Source organism: Leucobacter sp. UCD-THU, from assembly GCF_000349545.1.
Taxonomy (GTDB): Bacteria; Actinomycetota; Actinomycetes; order Actinomycetales; family Microbacteriaceae; genus Leucobacter; species Leucobacter muris.
The window spans coordinates 158,964-175,190 of the sequence record NZ_KB714601.1 but is presented as its reverse complement, the minus strand read 5'-3'; the positions used below and the strand labels follow the sequence as shown (position 1 = coordinate 175,190).

Here is a 16,227-nt window from a genome sequence, read left to right as displayed (position 1 = left end):
CGGTACGCTGGTGGGGTGAGCGAAAACGCGTCGATCTATGCCCAGTCCGGAGTCGATACCGCGGCGGGCGACCTCGCCGTCGAACTGATGAAGTCGGCGGTCGGCCGCACCCACGGCCCCGAGGTGCTGGGGGGCGTCGGCGGTTTCGCCGGCATGTTCGACGCGAGTGCGCTGCTCGGCTACAAGCGCCCGCTGCTCGCCTCGTCGACCGACGGCGTGGGCACGAAGGTCGCGATCGCGCAGGCCATCGACAAGCACGACACCATCGGTCAGGATCTCGTGGCCATGGTCGTCGACGACATCGTGGTGGTCGGGGCGAAGCCGCTCTTCATGACCGACTACATCGCGTGCGGCAAGGTGGTGCCCGAGCGCATCGCCGACATCGTGCGCGGCATCGCGGAGGCCTGCGAGGCCACCGGCACCGCGCTGGTCGGCGGTGAGACCGCCGAGCACCCCGGCCTGCTCGGGCCCGACGACTATGACGTGGCGGGCGCCGCGACGGGTGTGGTCGAGGCCGACCGCATGCTGCAGCCCTCGCTCGTGCAGCACGGCGACGTGGTGCTCGCGATGGCGGCCTCCGGCCTGCACTCCAACGGCTTCTCGCTCGTGCGCCATATCCTCGCCGAGCGCGGCATCGGCTACGGCGACCGCAGCGCAGAGCTGGGGGCGAGTTACGGCGAGGCCCTGCTGACGCCCACCGCGCTGTACACGGCGCCCCTGCTGCGCGTGCTCGAGGATCCGTCGCTCGACGGCGCCGTGCACGTGCTGAGCCACGTCACCGGCGGCGGCATCGCGGCGAACCTGGCGCGGGTGCTGCCGAGGGGCGCCTGGGTCGAGGTGGATCGCACCTCGTGGTCGCCGCTGCCCGTCTTCCGGCACCTCGCCGAGCTGGGCGGCCACACGCTCGAGTCGCTCGAGGGCGCCTGGAACCTCGGCGTCGGCATGTTCGCGGTGGTGGCCGCGGATCGCGCCCCGCAGGTGGCCGCGGCACTCACCGGCGAGGGGCTCGACACCTGGGTGGCGGGCACGGTCTCCACGTCGTCGCGCGACTTCGAGGGCTTCGCGCAGGGCGCGAAGGGCGTGGACGGGGGAGCGGTGCGCCTCGTCGGCTCCTACGCGGGCTGAGATCCGCGGCGCTCGATGAGCGCGGTCGCGATCGCGGCGAGCCCCTCGCCCCGACCGGTGAAGCCGAGGTGGTCGGTCGTGGTGGCGCCGAGGCTCACGGGCGCGCCCACGAGCTCGCTCATGACCCGCTGGGCTTCGTCGCGTCTGGGTGAGAACTTCGGTCGGTCGCCCACGATCTGCACGGACACGTTGACCGGGCGCCAGCCGTGCGTCTGCAGCCGCGCGAGCGCGAGGCGCACGAAGCCGGTGCTCGCGGCGCCCTCGGTGCGCGGCTGGTCCACGCCCACGAGGCCGCCGATGTCGCCGAGCCCCGCCGCCGAGAGCAGCGCGTCGACGACGGCGTGGCAGACGGCGTCGCCGTCGCTGTGCCCCGACAGGCCGCTCTCGCCGGGCCAGTCGAGGCCGGCGAGGCGCAGCGGTGATCCTGCATCGTACGCGTGCACGTCGAACCCCGTGCCCACGCGGATCTGCGCCGCGGCGGATCCGGGGTTCGCAGCCGGCTCGGCCGCGCTCATGCCTCGGACTCCAGGCCGAGCAGATTGGCGGTGAGGAAGTGCTCGAGGATCGCCAGATCGGCCGGTGCGGTGAGCTTGTGGGCGCGCTGCTCGCCCGGCACGGTGCGCACCTGCGCGCCGGCGCGCTGCACGACCTCGGCATCGTCGGTCGGGAGGCCCGCCTCGTGCTGCAGCTGCGCGGTGGAGTGCGCTGCGGCGAGCGTCTCGCGCGCGAAGCCCTGCGGGGTCTGCACGGCCACGAGCGGCGCGCGGTCCACGGTCTCGTGCACGATCCCGTCGGCATCGACCCGCTTGATGGTGTCGACCACCGGCAGCGCGGGAACGACCGCGTCGCCAGTTCGCCGCACCTCGGCGATCACACGCTCGAAGAGCTCGGCGCTCGCGAAGGGCCGGGCCGCGTCGTGCACGAGCACGGTCTCGACGCTCTCGGGGAGCGCCTCCACGCCGAAGCGCACCGACTCGTGGCGCTCGCGGCCGCCGGGCACGACCGAGACCTCCCACGGCGACCCCTCGGGCAGCACCTGCTCGACGATGTCGAGCGCGATCGCGGCGTGCGACTCGGGCGCCACGACCACGAGGTGCCCCAGGTGGGGCAGCGAGGTGACGACGCCGACCCCGAATTCGAGCAGTGCGCGCCCGTGCAGCTCGACGAAGGCCTTGGGGGTGCCCGCTCCGAGCCGCTCGCCGCGCCCCGCGGCGACGAGCACGACTCCCAGGGTGGGCAGCGCGTGCGGGGTCGATCCGGACAGATCGTTCGCGAGTGGGTTCATGGCCCCAGCGTACCCGGCCGCCCCGCGACGGGGCGCAAACGCGTGACGCCCCGCTCTGGGCGGGGCGTCACGGGTGAGGGATGCGGATCCCCGAGTGCTCTGCGGCTACGAGGCGAGCACCTGGTCGAGCACTTCGGAGGCCTTCTCCTCGTCGGTCTTCTCTGCGAGCGCGAGCTCGGAGACGAGGATCTGACGGGCCTTCGCGAGCATGCGCTTCTCGCCGGCGGAGAGCGAGCGCACCTCTTGATCGCGGCGCCACAGGTCGCGCACGACCTCGGAGACCTTGATCACATCGCCCGAGGCGAGCTTCTCGGTGTTGGCCTTGTAGCGGCGCGACCAGTTGGTCGGCTCTTCGGTGAAGGGGGCGCGCAGCACCTCGAACACCCGCTCGAGGCCTTCCTTGTCGATGACATCGCGCACGCCGACGAGTTCGCAGTTCTCGGCCGGCACCTCGATGGTGAGATCGCCCTGATCGACCTGCAGCTTCAGGAAGAGCTTCTCTTCACCGCCGAGCTTGCGCTTCTTGACATCGATGATCCTGGCGGCACCGTGGTGGGGGAAGACGACGGTCTCTCCGACCTCAAATTGCATCGAGTTGGCTCCTTTACAGCAGTTCAACCACTAGAATACCACACTCGTCATCTCTGACTTAGGCTTACCTAAGCTGCGTGAGGCGAACGCGGACCGTTATGATGAGTTCAAACTGTGATCGCGGTATGCGACGCACGTCATCGACCCACGGCTCGGAGGACCTCTTGAAGATTCGGATCGCCTCGTCCATCGCTCTGGCGGCGGCACTCGCGCTCGGCGCGACCGGATGCAGCCTGATCGCGCCCCAGGGCACGCTCGAGCCCTACGCCCCCAGCGATGGTCGTGACATCTCGACCCAGAACGTCGACGTGCGCAACATCATGCTGATCGCCGATGAGACGGGCGAGAACTTCAATGTCGTGTTCAGCGCCGTGAACCGCAGCGGCAGCGAGCAGCAGCTCACCATCAACTTCGTGACCGAGGGCTCGGCCTCCGCCAGCGCCGAGTTCGACATCCCCACGGGCAACACCCGCTTCGGCAACCCCGACGACGAGCAGGCTCCCGTGCTCGTGTCGCTGCCCGGCGTCTCCGCGGGCGCGACGGTCACCGCCTACTTCCAGGCCGCCGGCACCCCCGAGGTCGAGTACCAGATCCCCGTGCTCGACGGCACGCTCGCCGAGTACCGCGACTACGTGCTGCCCGCCGACTTCGGCGCCGCCGATGAGCGCGACGAGCAGGCGACCGCCGAGCAGCAGGAGGCCGCGCAGTCCCACGTCGGCGAGAACGACGAGGATCAGCCCCAGTAACCTCCGCCGCACGCGGTGCGCCCCCGGGATCCCGACGATCCCGGAGGCGCACTGCGTAGGGGCCTCTTTCCAGCCATCCCCGGGGGCGTCGGTCACCTCTTCCGGCCGATGCTCTCTCGGCCGCACCGATGCTCCGGTCGCACCGATACCCCCGGCGACGCTCCCTCAGCGGCACCGAGGCCCCGGCCGCATCAATACCCCCCCGCGATGTTTCCCTCAGCGGCACCGATCGACGCTCGGGCACCTCGTTTCGCGGAAGAGGGGTGTCTGAACGTCGATCGGTGCTGGAGGACCCGCCGCGCCCGCTCGGACGGGGCCGGGATGCGGCCTACCCGAACCGGTAGCCCACGCCCCGCACCGTCGAGATGAGCTTCGGTTTCGAGGGCTCCTCCTCGATGCGGGCGCGGATGCGCTTGATGTGCACGTCGAGGGTCTTGGTGTCGCCGTAGTAGTTGCTGCCCCAGACCCGGTCGATGAGCTGCCCGCGGGTCAGCACGCGGCCGGAGTGCCGCATGAGCATCTCAAGCAGCTCGAACTCGCGCAGCGGCATGGCGATCTCCTCGCCGCGCACGGTCACCGCGTGGCGCTCGGAGTCGAGGCGGATCCCCAGCTCGTCGAGCACCATCTCGTCGAGGTCGTCCTCGCGATCCTCATCGCTCACACCCGAGCGACGCAGCGCGGCCCGCACCCGGGCGAGCAGCTCGCGAGTGGAGTAGGGCTTCGTGATGTAGTCGTCGGCGCCGAGCTCGAGGCCCACGACGATGTCGATCTCGCTGTCCTTCGCCGTGAGCATGATGACGGGCACCTGCGAGGTCTGGCGGATCGCCCGGCAGACCTCGGTTCCGGGCAGGCCGGGCAGCATGAGGTCGAGCAGCACCAGGTCGGGGTGCGCGCCGCCGAACACGGTGACCGCCTCGGCGCCGTTGTCGACCACCGTCACGCGGTAGCCCTCCCGCTCGAGCAGGAACGAGAGCGGGCGGGAGATCGACTCCTCGTCTTCGACGAGCAGGATGTGCTGTGCCACTACTGGTGTCCTTTCTGGGGAACGGGGGCGGCGGTCTGCGCCGCCTCGGCGGATCCGCGCGTCGCGCGTCGCGCCTTCTTCGCCCGCTTGGAGCTCTTCGAGGAGCCCTCCGGGTCGTGGAGGGGGAAGGTGAGTGTGAAGCTCGAACCGACGCCCGGCTGCGACCACACGTCGACGTCGCCGCCGTGCGCGCGCATCGTGTGCCGGGTGATGCTGAGGCCGAGACCCGTGCCGCCCTCCCCGCGGGTGCGGGCGCCGTCGACGCGGTAGAAGCGCTCGAAGATGCGGGGCTGGTGCTCGGGCGCGATGCCCTCGCCCTGGTCGGTGACGGTCACGAGGAAGCTGCGGCGCTGGAGCTCCATGCCGACCCCCACCCGGCTGCCCTCGGGGGAGTGCCGGATCGCGTTGCTCAGCAGGTTCGCGACCGCGGTGCCGAGCGAGGTCGGGCGGCCGAGGATCGTCGCGTCGCGATCCGGCTCCGAATCGTCGGTCACGACCAACTCGATGCCGTGCTGCGCCGCGAACTCCCGGTGCGACTCGACCTCGCCGCGCACGAGGTCGCGCAGCGAGACCGACTCGCGATCCTCGGGGCGCAGCGTGGACTGCGCCTCGGAGAGCTGGATGATGTCGCGGCTCAGCTCGCCGAGCCTGCGCGACTCCTTCACGAGGCTCTTCGCGAAGCCGCGCACCAGCTCGGGCTCGTCGGCGGCCTGCTGCACGGCCTCGGAGAGCAGACCGATCGCGGCGATCGGGGTCTTCAGCTCGTGGCTCACGTTCGCGATGAAGTCCCGTCGCATCGCGTTCACGCGCTGTTCCTCGCCCAGATCCTCGGCGAGCACCACCGCGAAGCGCCGCTGGATGCGCACGATGTGGATGCGCACCGTGTCGGCGGGATCCGTGGGATCGGGCTCGTGGGTGTCGGGCGCACCCGTCGTCATCACCCGCCGCACCCTGGCCAGGAACTCGGGATCGCGGATGTCCTCGTCGCTGATGTGGCGCTCCTGACGGGCGATCGGGTTCGCGTACACCGGGGTGAGGGAGGAGTCGAGGATCACCGCGAACATGTCGATTTCGTCGAGGATCGTGGTGGCGACCTCGCCGAGCTCGGGCCGCAGCTCGGCCGCGCGTCGACGGCCCGCCCTCCGCATGCCCAGGATGGTGACGGCCACGCCCGCGCCGACCACGGCTCCCAGTGCCGTCGAAGCGAGAACGAGCAGGGTCGGGTCCATGTCTTTTATCGTAGAGGTGGCCCCCGGCGCGAGATCCAGAGTTCAACTGTTGTTCACCTGCCGGTGCGCCGTGGTTCATCGATCCGCCCCAGACTGGTGAGGGTGCCCGTTCGGCGCAGCATTTGAGAGAGGAAACGGCATGCGTGAGGTCTTCCAGCAGGAACTGCGCGAGGTGCAGGAGCGCCTCGTCAAGATCGCAGAGCTCGTAGAGGCGGCGATCGAGAACGCCACCGCCGCCTTCGGCAACTCCGACGTCGCCCTCGCCGAGCAGGTGCTCGACGGCGCCGACGAGATCGACGTGCTCGCAGCCCAGCTCGACCAGCTCACGATCGACATCCTGGCCCGTCAGCAGCCCGTCGCGTCCGACCTGCGCCTCATGGTCGGCGCCCTGCGCATGAGCGCCTCCCTTGAGCGCATGGGCGACCTCGCTCAGCACATCGCGCAGCTCGCGCGCTACCGCTACCCCGAGAGCGCGATCCCGAAGGGCCTCAAGAAGATCTTCGTGCGCATGGGTGCGCTCGACGTCGAGATGGCGAGCAAGATCGTCGAACTGCTCGGCACGCAGGACCCGCGGGTGATCGAGGAGGTGCGGGACCTCGACGACGATCTCGACGAGCTGCACGCCAAGGTGTTCGAGAAGGTGCTCAGCGACAAGCTGGCCGACAACCCGATGGGCGCCGTCGACGCGACCCTCGCGAGCCGGTACCACGAGCGCTTCGGCGACCACGCCGTGAGCATCGCCAAGCAGGTGCAGTTCTTCCTGCACGGCACGCTCGACTGAGCGATCCGCTCGCACCGCCGGCGCCGGCCGCGCCGGCCGCGCGGTCGGCCGCAGGTAGGCTTGTAGGGTGAGACAACGCATCTACGATTCGCGCGCGCAGCAGGTCGTCGATTTCGAGCCCCGCGAGGAGGGTCGGATCGGCCTCTACGTCTGCGGCCCCACCGTGCAGTCGGCCCCCCACATCGGGCACCTGCGCAGCGCGCTCGTCTACGACCAGATGCGGCGCTGGTTCACGGCGACCGGCCACGACGTCACGCTGATCCGAAACGTCACCGACATCGACGACAAGATCCTCGACCACGCCCGCGACGCCCAGCAGAGCGGATCCGCCGAGCAGTGGTGGGCCCTCGCCTACCGCGTGGAGCGCGAGTTCACCGCCGCCTACGAGGCGATCGGCGTGCTGCCGCCCACCTACGAGCCGCGCGCCACCGCGAACATCGCCGAGATGATCGCGCTCATCGAACGGCTCATCGAGCGCGGCCACGCCTACCGGGCGGCCGACGGTTCGGCGAGCGTCTACTTCGACACCGCGAGCTGGCCCGAGTACGGCGCCCTCACGCGTCAGAGCCGCGAGCAGATGGACGCTGCGGCCGACTCGGAACCGGTGGGCAAGCGCGACCCCCGCGACTTCGCGCTGTGGAAGGCGCACCGCGAGCACGAGCCGGTGTCGGCCTCGTGGGAGTCGCCGTGGGGGCGCGGCCGGCCCGGCTGGCACATCGAGTGCTCGGCGATGGCGACGCGCTACCTGGGCGAGCAGTTCGACATCCACGGCGGCGGCCTCGACCTGCGCTTCCCGCACCACGAGAACGAGCTGGCGCAGTCGCAGGCCGCGGGCCACCCGTTCGCGCGCCACTGGATCCACAACGGCCTCGTGAACACGGGCGGGCAGAAGATGTCGAAGTCGCTCGGCAACTCGCTGTTCGCCGCAGACCTGTTGGCGGCTGCGAGGCCCGTCGTGCTGCGCTACTTCCTCGGATCGGCGCACTACCGCTCGGTGCTCGAGTTCTCCGACACGTCGCTCGCCGAGGCGGCGGCGGCGTTCGAGCGCATCGAGGGCTTCCTCGAGCGCGCCGGCAAGCTCGCCGAGGCGGCGGGCGCCCCGATCCCGGCCCCGGGCGAGGGCGACGCCGCGTCGCGGCTCCCCGCCGCGTTCGTCGAAGCGATGCTCGACGACTTCGCGGTTCCGCAGGCGCTCGCCGCCCTGCACGGCGCCGTCCGAGCGGGCAACGCGGCGATCGACTCCGCCGACACCGCGACGGCGCTCGCCCGAGCCGCGGAGGTCGCCGCCATGCTCGACGTGCTCGGCCTCGATCCGCGAGCCGACTCCTGGGCCGCGCCCGGCGGCTCCGCACCCGGCGATGCATCCGCATCCGCCCTCGACCACCTCGTGCGCGCGCTCATCGAGCAGCGCGCCGAAGCCCGCGCGAACAAGGACTTCGCCGCGAGCGACGCGATCCGGGACCGCCTGCTGGCGGCCGGCGTCGCGCTCGAAGACACCCCGAACGGAACCCGCTGGAGCCTGTCATGAGTAATAAGAAGAGCCGTACCGGCGCAGTGCGCAAGAAGGGCCTCGGCAAAGCCGTCGGCTCGGGCGGGCAGGGGCGTCAGGCCCTCGAGGGCCGCGGCCCCACGCCCCGCGCCGAGGACCGCGAGTACCACGCCGCCTACAAGGCCAAGAAGTCGCGCGAGCGCTACGAGGCGGCGAAGCTGCGGCACGCGGGCGGCGCCGGCCGCGGCCCCGAGCGCGGCCGCGGCGGTGCGAAGAAGGACGAGTCCGAGCTCGTGACCGGCCGCAACGCCGTGCTCGAGGCCCTGCGCACCCGCATCCCAGCGACCGCGCTCTACATTGCCGCGCGCATCGAGATGGACGACCGCACGCGCGAGATCCTGCGCCTCGCGACGAACCGCAACGTGCCGGTGCTCGAGGTGATGCGCCCCGAGATGGATCGCATGACCGAGCGCGACACGGTGCACCAGGGCGTGGTGCTCAAGGTGCCGCCGATGGAGTACGCGCACCCCCTCGAGATGCTCGACGAGATCATCGGCCGCGACGAGGTGCCGCTGATCGTCGCGCTCGACGGTGTCACCGACCCCCGCAATCTGGGAGCGATCATCCGCTCGACCGCCGCTTTCGGCGGGCAGGGCGTGGTCGTGCCGCAGCGCCGGTCGGCCGGCCTCAACTCGGCCGCCTGGAAGACCTCGGCCGGCGCCGCCGCCCGCATTCCCGTGGCGATGGCGTCGAACCTCACGCAGACCCTCAAAGAGTTCAAGAAGCAGGGGGTCTTCGTGCTCGGCCTCGACGGCGGCGGCGACGTGTCGCTGCCCGGGCTCGAGCTGGCGGATCGCCCGCTCGTGCTCGTGATCGGCAGCGAGGGCAAGGGGCTCTCGCGGCTCGTCACCGAGCACTGCGACGCGGTCGTGTCGATTCCGATCTCGTCGGCGACCGAGTCGCTGAACGCCGGCATCGCGGCGAGCGTCGCACTCTACGAGGTGGCGAAGCTCCGCGCGGAGTAGCGGCTGCCGGGAGCTCGGGGTCGCGGGTTTGCGGGGCCCTTCACGGTGACTCCGCGGACGCGGCTCAGAGCACCGTGAGCGATGTGGCGCGCCAGCGGCCGGCCGCGTGCTCGAGCCGCATCGCGACGACGCAGGATCTCGGCTCCGCGAACAGCACGACGGTCGCCTCGATCACGTGCGGCATCGGCCGTCGGATATGCGCCCTGCCGGGGGTCGCCACGATGCGGCGGTCGTCGCGGTAGATCGTGCGGCGCTCGGTGCGGGCGGCGCGTCGCTCACGCAGCTGCTGCACGACCGCCGGTGTGATCCACCCCGCGAGCTGGGCGATCGCGCGCGAGCCCTCGAGGGCTTCGAAGGCGTAGAGCGCGAGCCTCTGGACGAGCTGCGCGGGAGGCGGCGGGATGTCGCCGTCGTCGCTGCCCGTGCCGGATGCGGAGCTGGGGCGCAGGCGGCCGCCCTGTCCCGTGTCGGCCCCGACCGGCGTCTCGCCGAGTGCGGGCAGCGCGCGCAGGTGCCGCCGGGTCGACCTGCTCGGAGCGCGCAGCGGCGCCGGGCCCACCGGCCGCGCGATGGGTGTCGCGGCCGGTGCGAGCGGTGAGTCCGCCGGTGCGAGCGGTGAGTCGGCAGGGTTCGGCGGACGCGGCGACGGGCCGGTGGAGTTCTGGCGCGCGGGGGTGCGAGGGGCGGAAGAGGGCATGAGGATCTCCTTTCGCGTCAGCCGACCGGGTCGTCGGACGACGATGCGTCATCGCATCGGACACCGAGTTTCGCGATAACTGTCGCGGAGTCGGGGAAGCTCCACACTAGAGAATGCGACCTGCGGCCGGTCAAGAGCTTTTGGGAGCAGGATGTAAAAGCTGTGATAAAGCTGTGCTTAGCCTGGGGTGGGGGATGGGTCGTTCCGCATTGAGCCGTCGTCGGCGCGGGTCTCCGGCGCGGGTCTCCGGCGCGCCTGCTCGGAGACAGCCGATGGAAGCCCGTTCGGGCTTCAGCGGATCGAGCGGCGGCGCAGCGTCGGCCCGGGTCGGGTGCCCTAGGCTGAGGGGGTGGCAACTCTGCGTGATCTCGCGACGAAGTACTCGACCCTGAACGAAGAAGAGGTCGAGTGGCTCGAGCTGCTCGCCCTCGACTGGCAGCTGCTCGCCGACCTCGCCCTCAGCGACGTCGTGCTCTGGGTGCCGACCGAGAGCGGCGACTACCTCGCGGTGGCGCACAGCCGGCCCGCGGGCTCGGTCACGCTGTTCTACCGCGACGTGATCGGCGAGTTCCTGCGCCCGGACTGGCGCGAGCTGGTCGACGAGGCGATGGGGACGGGGGAGCCGGTCATCTCGACGTCTCCCGCGTGGTACGAGGAGAACCCGATGCGGCTCTCGGCCTACTCGGTGAGCCGCCTCGCCGACGGCGAGGAGTTCGGCCCGTTCGCCGTCGTCACCGTGCACACGAGCGTCGCCGACACCCAGAAGGCGTCGCGCATCGGAGCCGCGTTCCGCGAGGTCTCCGACGACATGTTCATGATGATCCGGCACGGCCTCTTCCCGTCGCCCGGTTCATCCCCCGGGCGCCAGCACGGCGCCCCTCGCGCCTCCGACGGTCTGGCCCGCATCGACCTCGAGGGCACCGTGACCTTCGCAAGCCCCAACACCCAGACCATCTTCAACCGGCTCGGCTTCCGCGACGAGCTCGAGGGCGAGAACTTCTCGGAGGTGATCGCCGAGATCGTCAAGGGGCAGTTCGACACCAACGAGTCGCTGCCGCTCATCGCGCAGGGCAAGGTCGCGAAGCGCGGCGAGATCACCGCGCGCGGCCGCACCGTGAACCTGCGCTCCATCCCCGTGATCCGCGACGGTGCGCGCGTCGGCGGCATCGTGCTCACCCGAGACGTGACCGAGCTGCGGCAGCAGGCCCAGGAGCTCATCACCAAGGACGCGACCATTCGCGAGATCCACCACCGGGTGAAGAACAACCTGCAGACGGTGGCCTCGCTGCTGCGGGTGCAGGCCCGCCGCGCGCGCAGCGAGGAGGCCAAGCAGGTGCTCGGCCAGGCCATGCGCCGCGTCGCCGCCATCGCCGTGGTGCACGACACGCTGTCGACGGGCCTCTCTCAGATCGTCGACTTCGACGTGGTCTTCGACCGGGTGCTGGGGCTCGCCGCCGAGGTCGCGAGCCTGCACAACACCACCGTGCACCTGCGAAAGGACGGCGAGTTCGGCGAGCTGCCCTCGGAGTACGCGACGCCGCTGGCGCTGGCGCTCACCGAGATCGTGACGAACGCCGTCGAGCACGGCCTCGCGGGGCGCGAGGGAGAGGTGTTCATCCGCGCGAACCGCAGCGACGAGAGGCTCGCCGTCGAGGTCGTCGACACCGGCACGGGTCTGCCCGGGGGCGCCGTCGGCGACGGCCTCGGCACTCAGATCGTGCGCACCCTCGTCGAGGGCGAGCTCGGCGGCAGCATCGTGTGGGGCCCCAGCGAGGGCGGCGGCACCCGCGTGGCCGTGCAGGTGCCGCTGCACTGGATCTCGGCGCAGACGCGCGAGATCCCTCGCATCCAGGGCTGACTCAGCGTCTGCCTCGCAGCAGGATCGCCCCGCCCACCACGAGCAGCAGCACGCCGAGGCCGATCACCGTCGCGGTGATCCACCAGGCGGTGTCGAGGCCGTCGGTGCCGAACGCGCGCTGCGCCGCATAGCCGCAGAAGGCGAGGATCAGCGCGCCCCAGACGATCGGTCCGGTGCGCGGTCCGGTGCGGGCCGGCGGTCGGGCGTCCGCGGCGACCGGCGCCGGATGGGCGCCAGCGGCGGGCGCGGCGGGAGCGGCGGGCGCGGCACCGGATGCGGCCGATGCCCCGTCGGTCTCGGGGGGAGGGGGCACGAGATCGTCTCGCCCGTGCGGCAGCGGCGTGGTCTGCGGCTTGTGCGGCTCGGAGCCCTGGTCGTTCGTGTTCATCGCGCCATCTCCTGTTCGAGGTCGTTCACGGTGTCGAGCAGCTCGTCGCGCTGCCGTTCGAGCGCTCGCTGCTCGCTCGCACTCAGGCCGGGCTCCTCCAGCCGCCACTCGACGCGCTCGAGCTGCTGCTGCGCCTCGTCGAGGCGCTCGGCGTCGGCACCGGCCCGCTGCTCGGCGGCGATGCGGCGCTGCTCGTCTTCGAGTCGCTGCCGTTCGCGCTCGCCGATCTGACCCACCGACGATCCGCCGCCCTCGACGCGCACGTTGCCGGCGAGCAGGTATACCGTGACATGCGCGACCGAGTCGTCGGCGAAGGCGTCGCCGGTGCCGGTGAGCGTCGTGCCCGTGTCGTGGGCGAGGAACGGCCCCGAGATCCTGAAGCCGTCGCGCTCGGTGCCCGTCTCCTTGACGTTGCCGGCGAGCACCCGCACCCGCACCGCCGTGGGTCGATGCTCTGGGAGCTGCACCGTCGCGTTGCCGGCGAGCTGCCAGACCTCGATGTCGCCCCCGTCGCCGGGATGCTCGTCGAGGCTGCTGAGGTCGATCTCGACGTTGCCGGCCACGACGACGGTGCCCGCGGGGCTCATCCCGTCGACGTGCGCGGTGCCGAACGGCTGGAAGCGGGTGCCCCAGGGCAGCACGACGGTGATGAGCAGCGCGAACACACCGCAGGCGGCGAGGAACCCGACCCAGCCGGTGTGGCGGCCGCGCACCCCGGCGACGATGAGCGAGAGCGCCAGCACTGCGAGCGCCGCGATGATGGCCGCGAGCAGGGGTGCCGGTGCGACGCTGCTCACCTGCGGGGGCACGTCGAGGCCCATCACCCAGAGCGCGGTGCCGCCTGCCGCGAGCAGTGCGAGTGCGAGTGTGAGCACCGCCTGCGCGGGGCCCATGCGGTGCGCGTCGTGGTGCTCGGCGTACCGGGCGCTCCACTCGTCGGCCTGGCGGCCGACCTCTTCGCTCCAGCGGGTGGCCTTCTCGCCGACGCGCTCGCCCCAGGCCGCGGCGTCTTCGGCGGTGCGCTTCGCGAACTCGTCGGTGCGATCGGCGAAGGAGCGGCCGCCTGAGGCCGGCGGAATCGAGCCGTCCGCGCTGGGCGAGCCCGGCGCGGACGTCGGGGTGGGCGGACCGAGGGGCTCGGTGCCCGAGCCATCGGCGGTGGCGGCGAAGCCGGCGACCCCGAACGGGGGAGCGGGCGCCGACGAGCCCGTCGCCGCCGCCTCGTCAGCGGTCTCGGCGGCGCGCTGCCCGGCCTGCTCGCGACCACGGTTCAACAGGGCCTTGCGCAGCCACAGGAAGCCGAACACGAGGAACGCGATCCAGAACAGCCAGGCGACGGTGCGCGGAATCCACTCGGGCACTCCCACGGAGCCCCAGAGATCCCAGCCCCAGAAGCCGGGCGCGCCGACCAGCGGCGCCCCCGTGAGCACGAACCCGACGATCGCCGGGATGATGACCACTGCGGCGAAGATGATCGCCGCGGTCAGCACCCCGGCCGATGCTCGCCCCCGGAAGATGTCCTCCACGTGGATGCGCCCGGTCGAGTCGGGCAGCAGCAGCCAGCCCACGAGGTAGAGGATCACGCCGGGCCCGCCGAGCAGTGCCAGCACCACGAAGATGCCGCGCACGATGAGCGGGTCGATGCCGGCCTTCGCCGCGATGCCTCCGGCCACGCCGGCGAACCAGCGGTCGGAGCCGCGCACGATGCCGAGGCCGCGGAGCCAGGCGAAGAAGCCCTGCCCGGCCGGGGCGCCCCCGGGGCGTTCGGATTCTGATGATTCGTTCATGCTTCGAGTCTGACGCCGACCACCGACACCGCGCCATCGGGGATCACCCTGAGCGACCCCTGATGTTTCGAACGCGACCCCGACCGTGTCGGCGGCCCGTGCTTTGATGGAAGCATGCAGCGACCGCCCCTCACCCGTTCGCGCGACGCCGGCGTTCTCGCCGGCGTCTGCGCGGGTCTCGCCGAGCACCTCGGCTGGCCGATCGCGGTGGTGCGCGGAGCGATGCTCGGCATGTGCCTGTTCGGCGGAGCGGGCGGGCTGCTCTACCTCTGGCTGTGGGGCACGGTGCCCCTCGAGGGCGAGGTCGAGGGCGTGGTGCCGCTGCGCCGAGCCCTCACCCGTCCCTCGGCCGCCGCGCCTCGGGCAGAGGGTCAACTCCCGCTCTCCGGGCCGCGCGCGGCCCCCGCAGCGGAGGCGACGCGGGAAGGCACGCGTTCGTCGGCGCGGCCCGAAGCGCCCGCTCCGGAGCCCCGGTCGGGCGAGGCGCCCCGCCCCCGCCCGCGGTGGCCCATCGCCGAGCTGCTGCTGGGCGTCTGCCTGCTGATCGCGGGCGCCGGCCTCGTGCTCGACCGCCTCGGCGCGCACCTCGAGCTCGAGCTGCTGCTGCCCGCTCTCGCGGTGCTCGTCGGGGTCGGGCTCACCTGGTGGCAGATCGCGGATCGCGACCGCCCAGACCGCAACCAGCTGCCGCGCGTGCTCGGCGCACTCGCGCTGGTGGCCGTGGGAGTGCTCATGATCTTCGTGACCTCGCGCGAGCCGAACGCCTGGACGGTGGTCGCAGCCTCCCTCGCCGTGCTCGCGGGCGTCGCGCTCGCCATCGCGCCGTGGCTGCTGCGTATCAACCGCGAACTGATCGCCGAGCGCGCGGCGCGCGCGAGGGAGGCCGAGCGCTCCGACATCGCGGCGCACCTGCACGACTCGGTGCTGCAGACCCTGGCGCTCATTCAGCAGCGGTCGGAGCCGGGCAGCGACGTCGCACGGCTCGCGCGGGGCCAGGAGCGCGAGCTGCGGGAATGGCTGTTCCGGTCGGCCGACGGGGCTCCGCAGCCGCAGCGCGAGGCCGTCGATGCAGAGCTCAGGGCGCATGCGACGGCGCTCGAGGGGGATCACGCCGCGCGCTTCGAGGTGGTGTCCGTCGGTGGCAGCGCGACCGCGCCCGAGGCGATCGTGCTCGCAGCCCGGGAGGCCATGCTCAACGCCGCGCGGCACGCCGGGGGCGACGTGACCGTCTACATCGAAGCCGCTCGCGACCGCATCTCCATCGACGTGACCGACCGCGGCCCCGGCCTCGATCCCGAGCGGCTGCCCGAGGGTCGGATGGGCGTGCGGGAGTCGATCCTCGGCCGCATGGAGCGCGCCGGCGGCTCGGCGAGGATCGTTCCCGGCCCAGGCGGCGGCACCTCGGTGCGACTGGAGATGCCCATCGACCAGCCGGTCGCCGAGACCGCCGAGCACGAGCGACGAGGGAGCGAACGATGACGGAGCAGCGCGAAGCGGACGAGCAGCGGGATCGGGGCGGGGCGCCGATCCGGGTGGTGATCGTCGATGACCACCAGATCTTCCGCACCGGGCTGCGCGCGGAACTCGGGCCGCAGCTCGACGTCGTGGGCGAGGCGGCGAGCGTCGACGAGGCCGTCGAGCGCGTCGCGGCGCTCGCCCCCGACGTGGTGCTGCTCGACGTGCATCTGCCGGGCGGGCGCGGCGGGGGCGGGGCCGAGGTCGTGCAGCGCCTTGCCGCCGATCCGACGCTGCGCGCGACGCGCTTCCTCGCGCTCAGCGTCTCGGACGCGGCCGACGACGTGGTCAGCGTCATCCGCGCCGGCGCGCGCGGGTACCTCACCAAGACGGCCTCGGGGGCCGAGGTGACGGCAGCGGCGCTGCGCGTGCACGGGGGCGACGCGGTGTTCTCGCCGCGACTCGCGGGCTTCGTGCTCGACGCTTTCGGAGCGGGTCTCGGCGAGACCGCCGCCGCCGACGACGAACTCGATCGGCTCTCGGCCCGCGAGCAGGAGGTCATGCGCATGATCGCCCGCGGCTACGCCTACAAAGAGGTGGCCGCAGAGCTGTTCCTCTCGGTCAAGACGGTCGAGACCCACGTCTCGAAGGTGCTGCGCAAGCTGCAGCTCTCGAACCGTCACGAGCTCACCGCCTGGGCGTTGCAGCGGCGCCTGCTGTGACCGGGCACCGGCTCCGTCCGGGCCG

General features: G+C 71.9%; 16 protein-coding genes. 8 read left to right on the top strand and 8 right to left on the bottom strand.

Annotation, left to right across the window (positions count from 1 at the left end; genetic code table 11):
* Positions 1–15 precede the first annotated feature (15 nt).
* Entirely contained in the window at positions 16–1,125 is a 1,110-nt protein-coding gene (gene purM, locus H490_RS21875) for a phosphoribosylformylglycinamidine cyclo-ligase (RefSeq protein WP_017883582.1), read from the top strand.
* Here purM and ispF read toward each other — a convergent pair.
* The 3 genes from ispF to H490_RS21860 form a co-directional block, all read right to left on the bottom strand.
* Positions 1,113–1,640 carry a 2-C-methyl-D-erythritol 2,4-cyclodiphosphate synthase gene (gene ispF / locus H490_RS33065; protein WP_017883581.1) on the bottom strand — a complete coding sequence of 176 codons (528 nt, stop codon included), beginning with the start codon at positions 1,638–1,640 and terminating at the stop codon, positions 1,113–1,115. The genes purM and ispF overlap by 13 nt on opposite strands.
* Positions 1,637–2,410 (bottom strand): 2-C-methyl-D-erythritol 4-phosphate cytidylyltransferase, encoded by a 774-nt coding sequence (gene ispD, locus H490_RS33060; RefSeq protein WP_017883580.1) that lies wholly within the window; start codon positions 2,408–2,410, stop codon positions 1,637–1,639. The genes ispF and ispD overlap by 4 nt, the downstream gene beginning before the upstream one ends.
* A gap of 105 nt (positions 2,411–2,515) precedes the next feature.
* Positions 2,516–3,001, bottom strand: a complete 486-nt coding sequence (locus tag H490_RS21860; protein ID WP_017883579.1) for a CarD family transcriptional regulator — start codon at positions 2,999–3,001, stop codon at positions 2,516–2,518.
* A 164-nt stretch (positions 3,002–3,165) separates the two neighbouring features.
* Here H490_RS21860 and H490_RS21855 point away from each other — a divergent pair, with 164 nt between their 5' ends.
* Positions 3,166–3,747 carry a hypothetical protein gene (locus H490_RS21855; RefSeq protein WP_041205263.1) on the top strand — a complete coding sequence of 194 codons (582 nt, stop codon included), beginning with the start codon at positions 3,166–3,168 and terminating at the stop codon, positions 3,745–3,747.
* Positions 3,748–4,075: 328 nt separating this feature from the next.
* Here H490_RS21855 and H490_RS21850 read toward each other — a convergent pair whose 3' ends face one another.
* Both H490_RS21850 and H490_RS21845 read right to left on the bottom strand, forming a co-directional pair.
* Positions 4,076–4,771, bottom strand: coding sequence for a response regulator transcription factor (locus H490_RS21850; protein ID WP_017883577.1), 696 nt, complete (start codon positions 4,769–4,771; stop codon positions 4,076–4,078).
* The gene (locus H490_RS21845; RefSeq protein WP_017883576.1) at positions 4,771–6,000 is read right to left on the bottom strand and encodes a sensor histidine kinase; all 1,230 of its coding nucleotides are present in this window, start codon (positions 5,998–6,000) and stop codon (positions 4,771–4,773) included. The genes H490_RS21850 and H490_RS21845 overlap by 1 nt, the downstream gene beginning before the upstream one ends.
* A gap of 139 nt (positions 6,001–6,139) precedes the next feature.
* On the opposite strand from H490_RS21845, the gene phoU reads away from it, so the two are divergent.
* The 3 genes from phoU to rlmB all read left to right on the top strand — a co-directional run bounded on the left by phoU (position 6,140) and on the right by rlmB (position 9,295).
* Positions 6,140–6,781, top strand: a complete 642-nt coding sequence (gene phoU, locus H490_RS21840; protein WP_017883575.1) for a phosphate signaling complex protein PhoU — start codon at positions 6,140–6,142, stop codon at positions 6,779–6,781.
* 67 nt (positions 6,782–6,848) lie between these two features.
* Positions 6,849–8,309, top strand: coding sequence for a cysteine--tRNA ligase (gene cysS / locus H490_RS21835; RefSeq protein WP_017883574.1), 1,461 nt, complete (start codon positions 6,849–6,851; stop codon positions 8,307–8,309).
* A complete protein-coding gene (gene rlmB, locus H490_RS21830) occupies positions 8,306–9,295 on the top strand; it encodes a 23S rRNA (guanosine(2251)-2'-O)-methyltransferase RlmB (RefSeq protein WP_031289869.1) in 990 nt (329 codons plus the stop codon). Before cysS ends, rlmB begins: the two co-directional genes overlap by 4 nt.
* A gap of 64 nt (positions 9,296–9,359) precedes the next feature.
* Here rlmB and H490_RS32310 read toward each other — a convergent pair whose 3' ends face one another.
* Positions 9,360–9,992: an Rv3235 family protein gene (locus H490_RS32310; RefSeq protein ID WP_017883572.1), complete on the bottom strand. Its 633-nt coding sequence runs from the start codon at positions 9,990–9,992 to the stop codon at positions 9,360–9,362.
* A gap of 349 nt (positions 9,993–10,341) precedes the next feature.
* Here H490_RS32310 and H490_RS21820 point away from each other — a divergent pair, with 349 nt between their 5' ends.
* Complete coding sequence (locus H490_RS21820; protein ID WP_017883571.1) at positions 10,342–11,850, top strand: sensor histidine kinase; 1,509 nt, start codon at positions 10,342–10,344, stop codon at positions 11,848–11,850.
* Position 11,851: 1 nt separating this feature from the next.
* On the opposite strand, the gene H490_RS21815 is transcribed toward H490_RS21820, so the two are convergent.
* Positions 11,852–12,238, bottom strand: coding sequence for a hypothetical protein (locus H490_RS21815; RefSeq protein WP_031289867.1), 387 nt, complete (start codon positions 12,236–12,238; stop codon positions 11,852–11,854).
* On the bottom strand, positions 12,235–14,025 hold the full coding sequence (locus H490_RS21810) for a PspC domain-containing protein (RefSeq protein WP_031289864.1): 1,791 nt from the start codon (positions 14,023–14,025) through the stop codon (positions 12,235–12,237). Before H490_RS21810 ends, H490_RS21815 begins: the two co-directional genes overlap by 4 nt.
* Positions 14,026–14,139: 114 nt before the next feature.
* Here H490_RS21810 and H490_RS21805 point away from each other — a divergent pair, with 114 nt between their 5' ends.
* Both H490_RS21805 and H490_RS21800 read left to right on the top strand, forming a co-directional pair.
* The gene (locus H490_RS21805; RefSeq protein WP_017883570.1) at positions 14,140–15,504 is read left to right on the top strand and encodes an ATP-binding protein; all 1,365 of its coding nucleotides are present in this window, start codon (positions 14,140–14,142) and stop codon (positions 15,502–15,504) included.
* A complete protein-coding gene (locus H490_RS21800) occupies positions 15,501–16,202 on the top strand; it encodes a response regulator (protein ID WP_017883569.1) in 702 nt (233 codons plus the stop codon). The genes H490_RS21805 and H490_RS21800 overlap by 4 nt, the downstream gene beginning before the upstream one ends.
* The last annotated feature ends 25 nt before the right edge of the window (positions 16,203–16,227 follow it).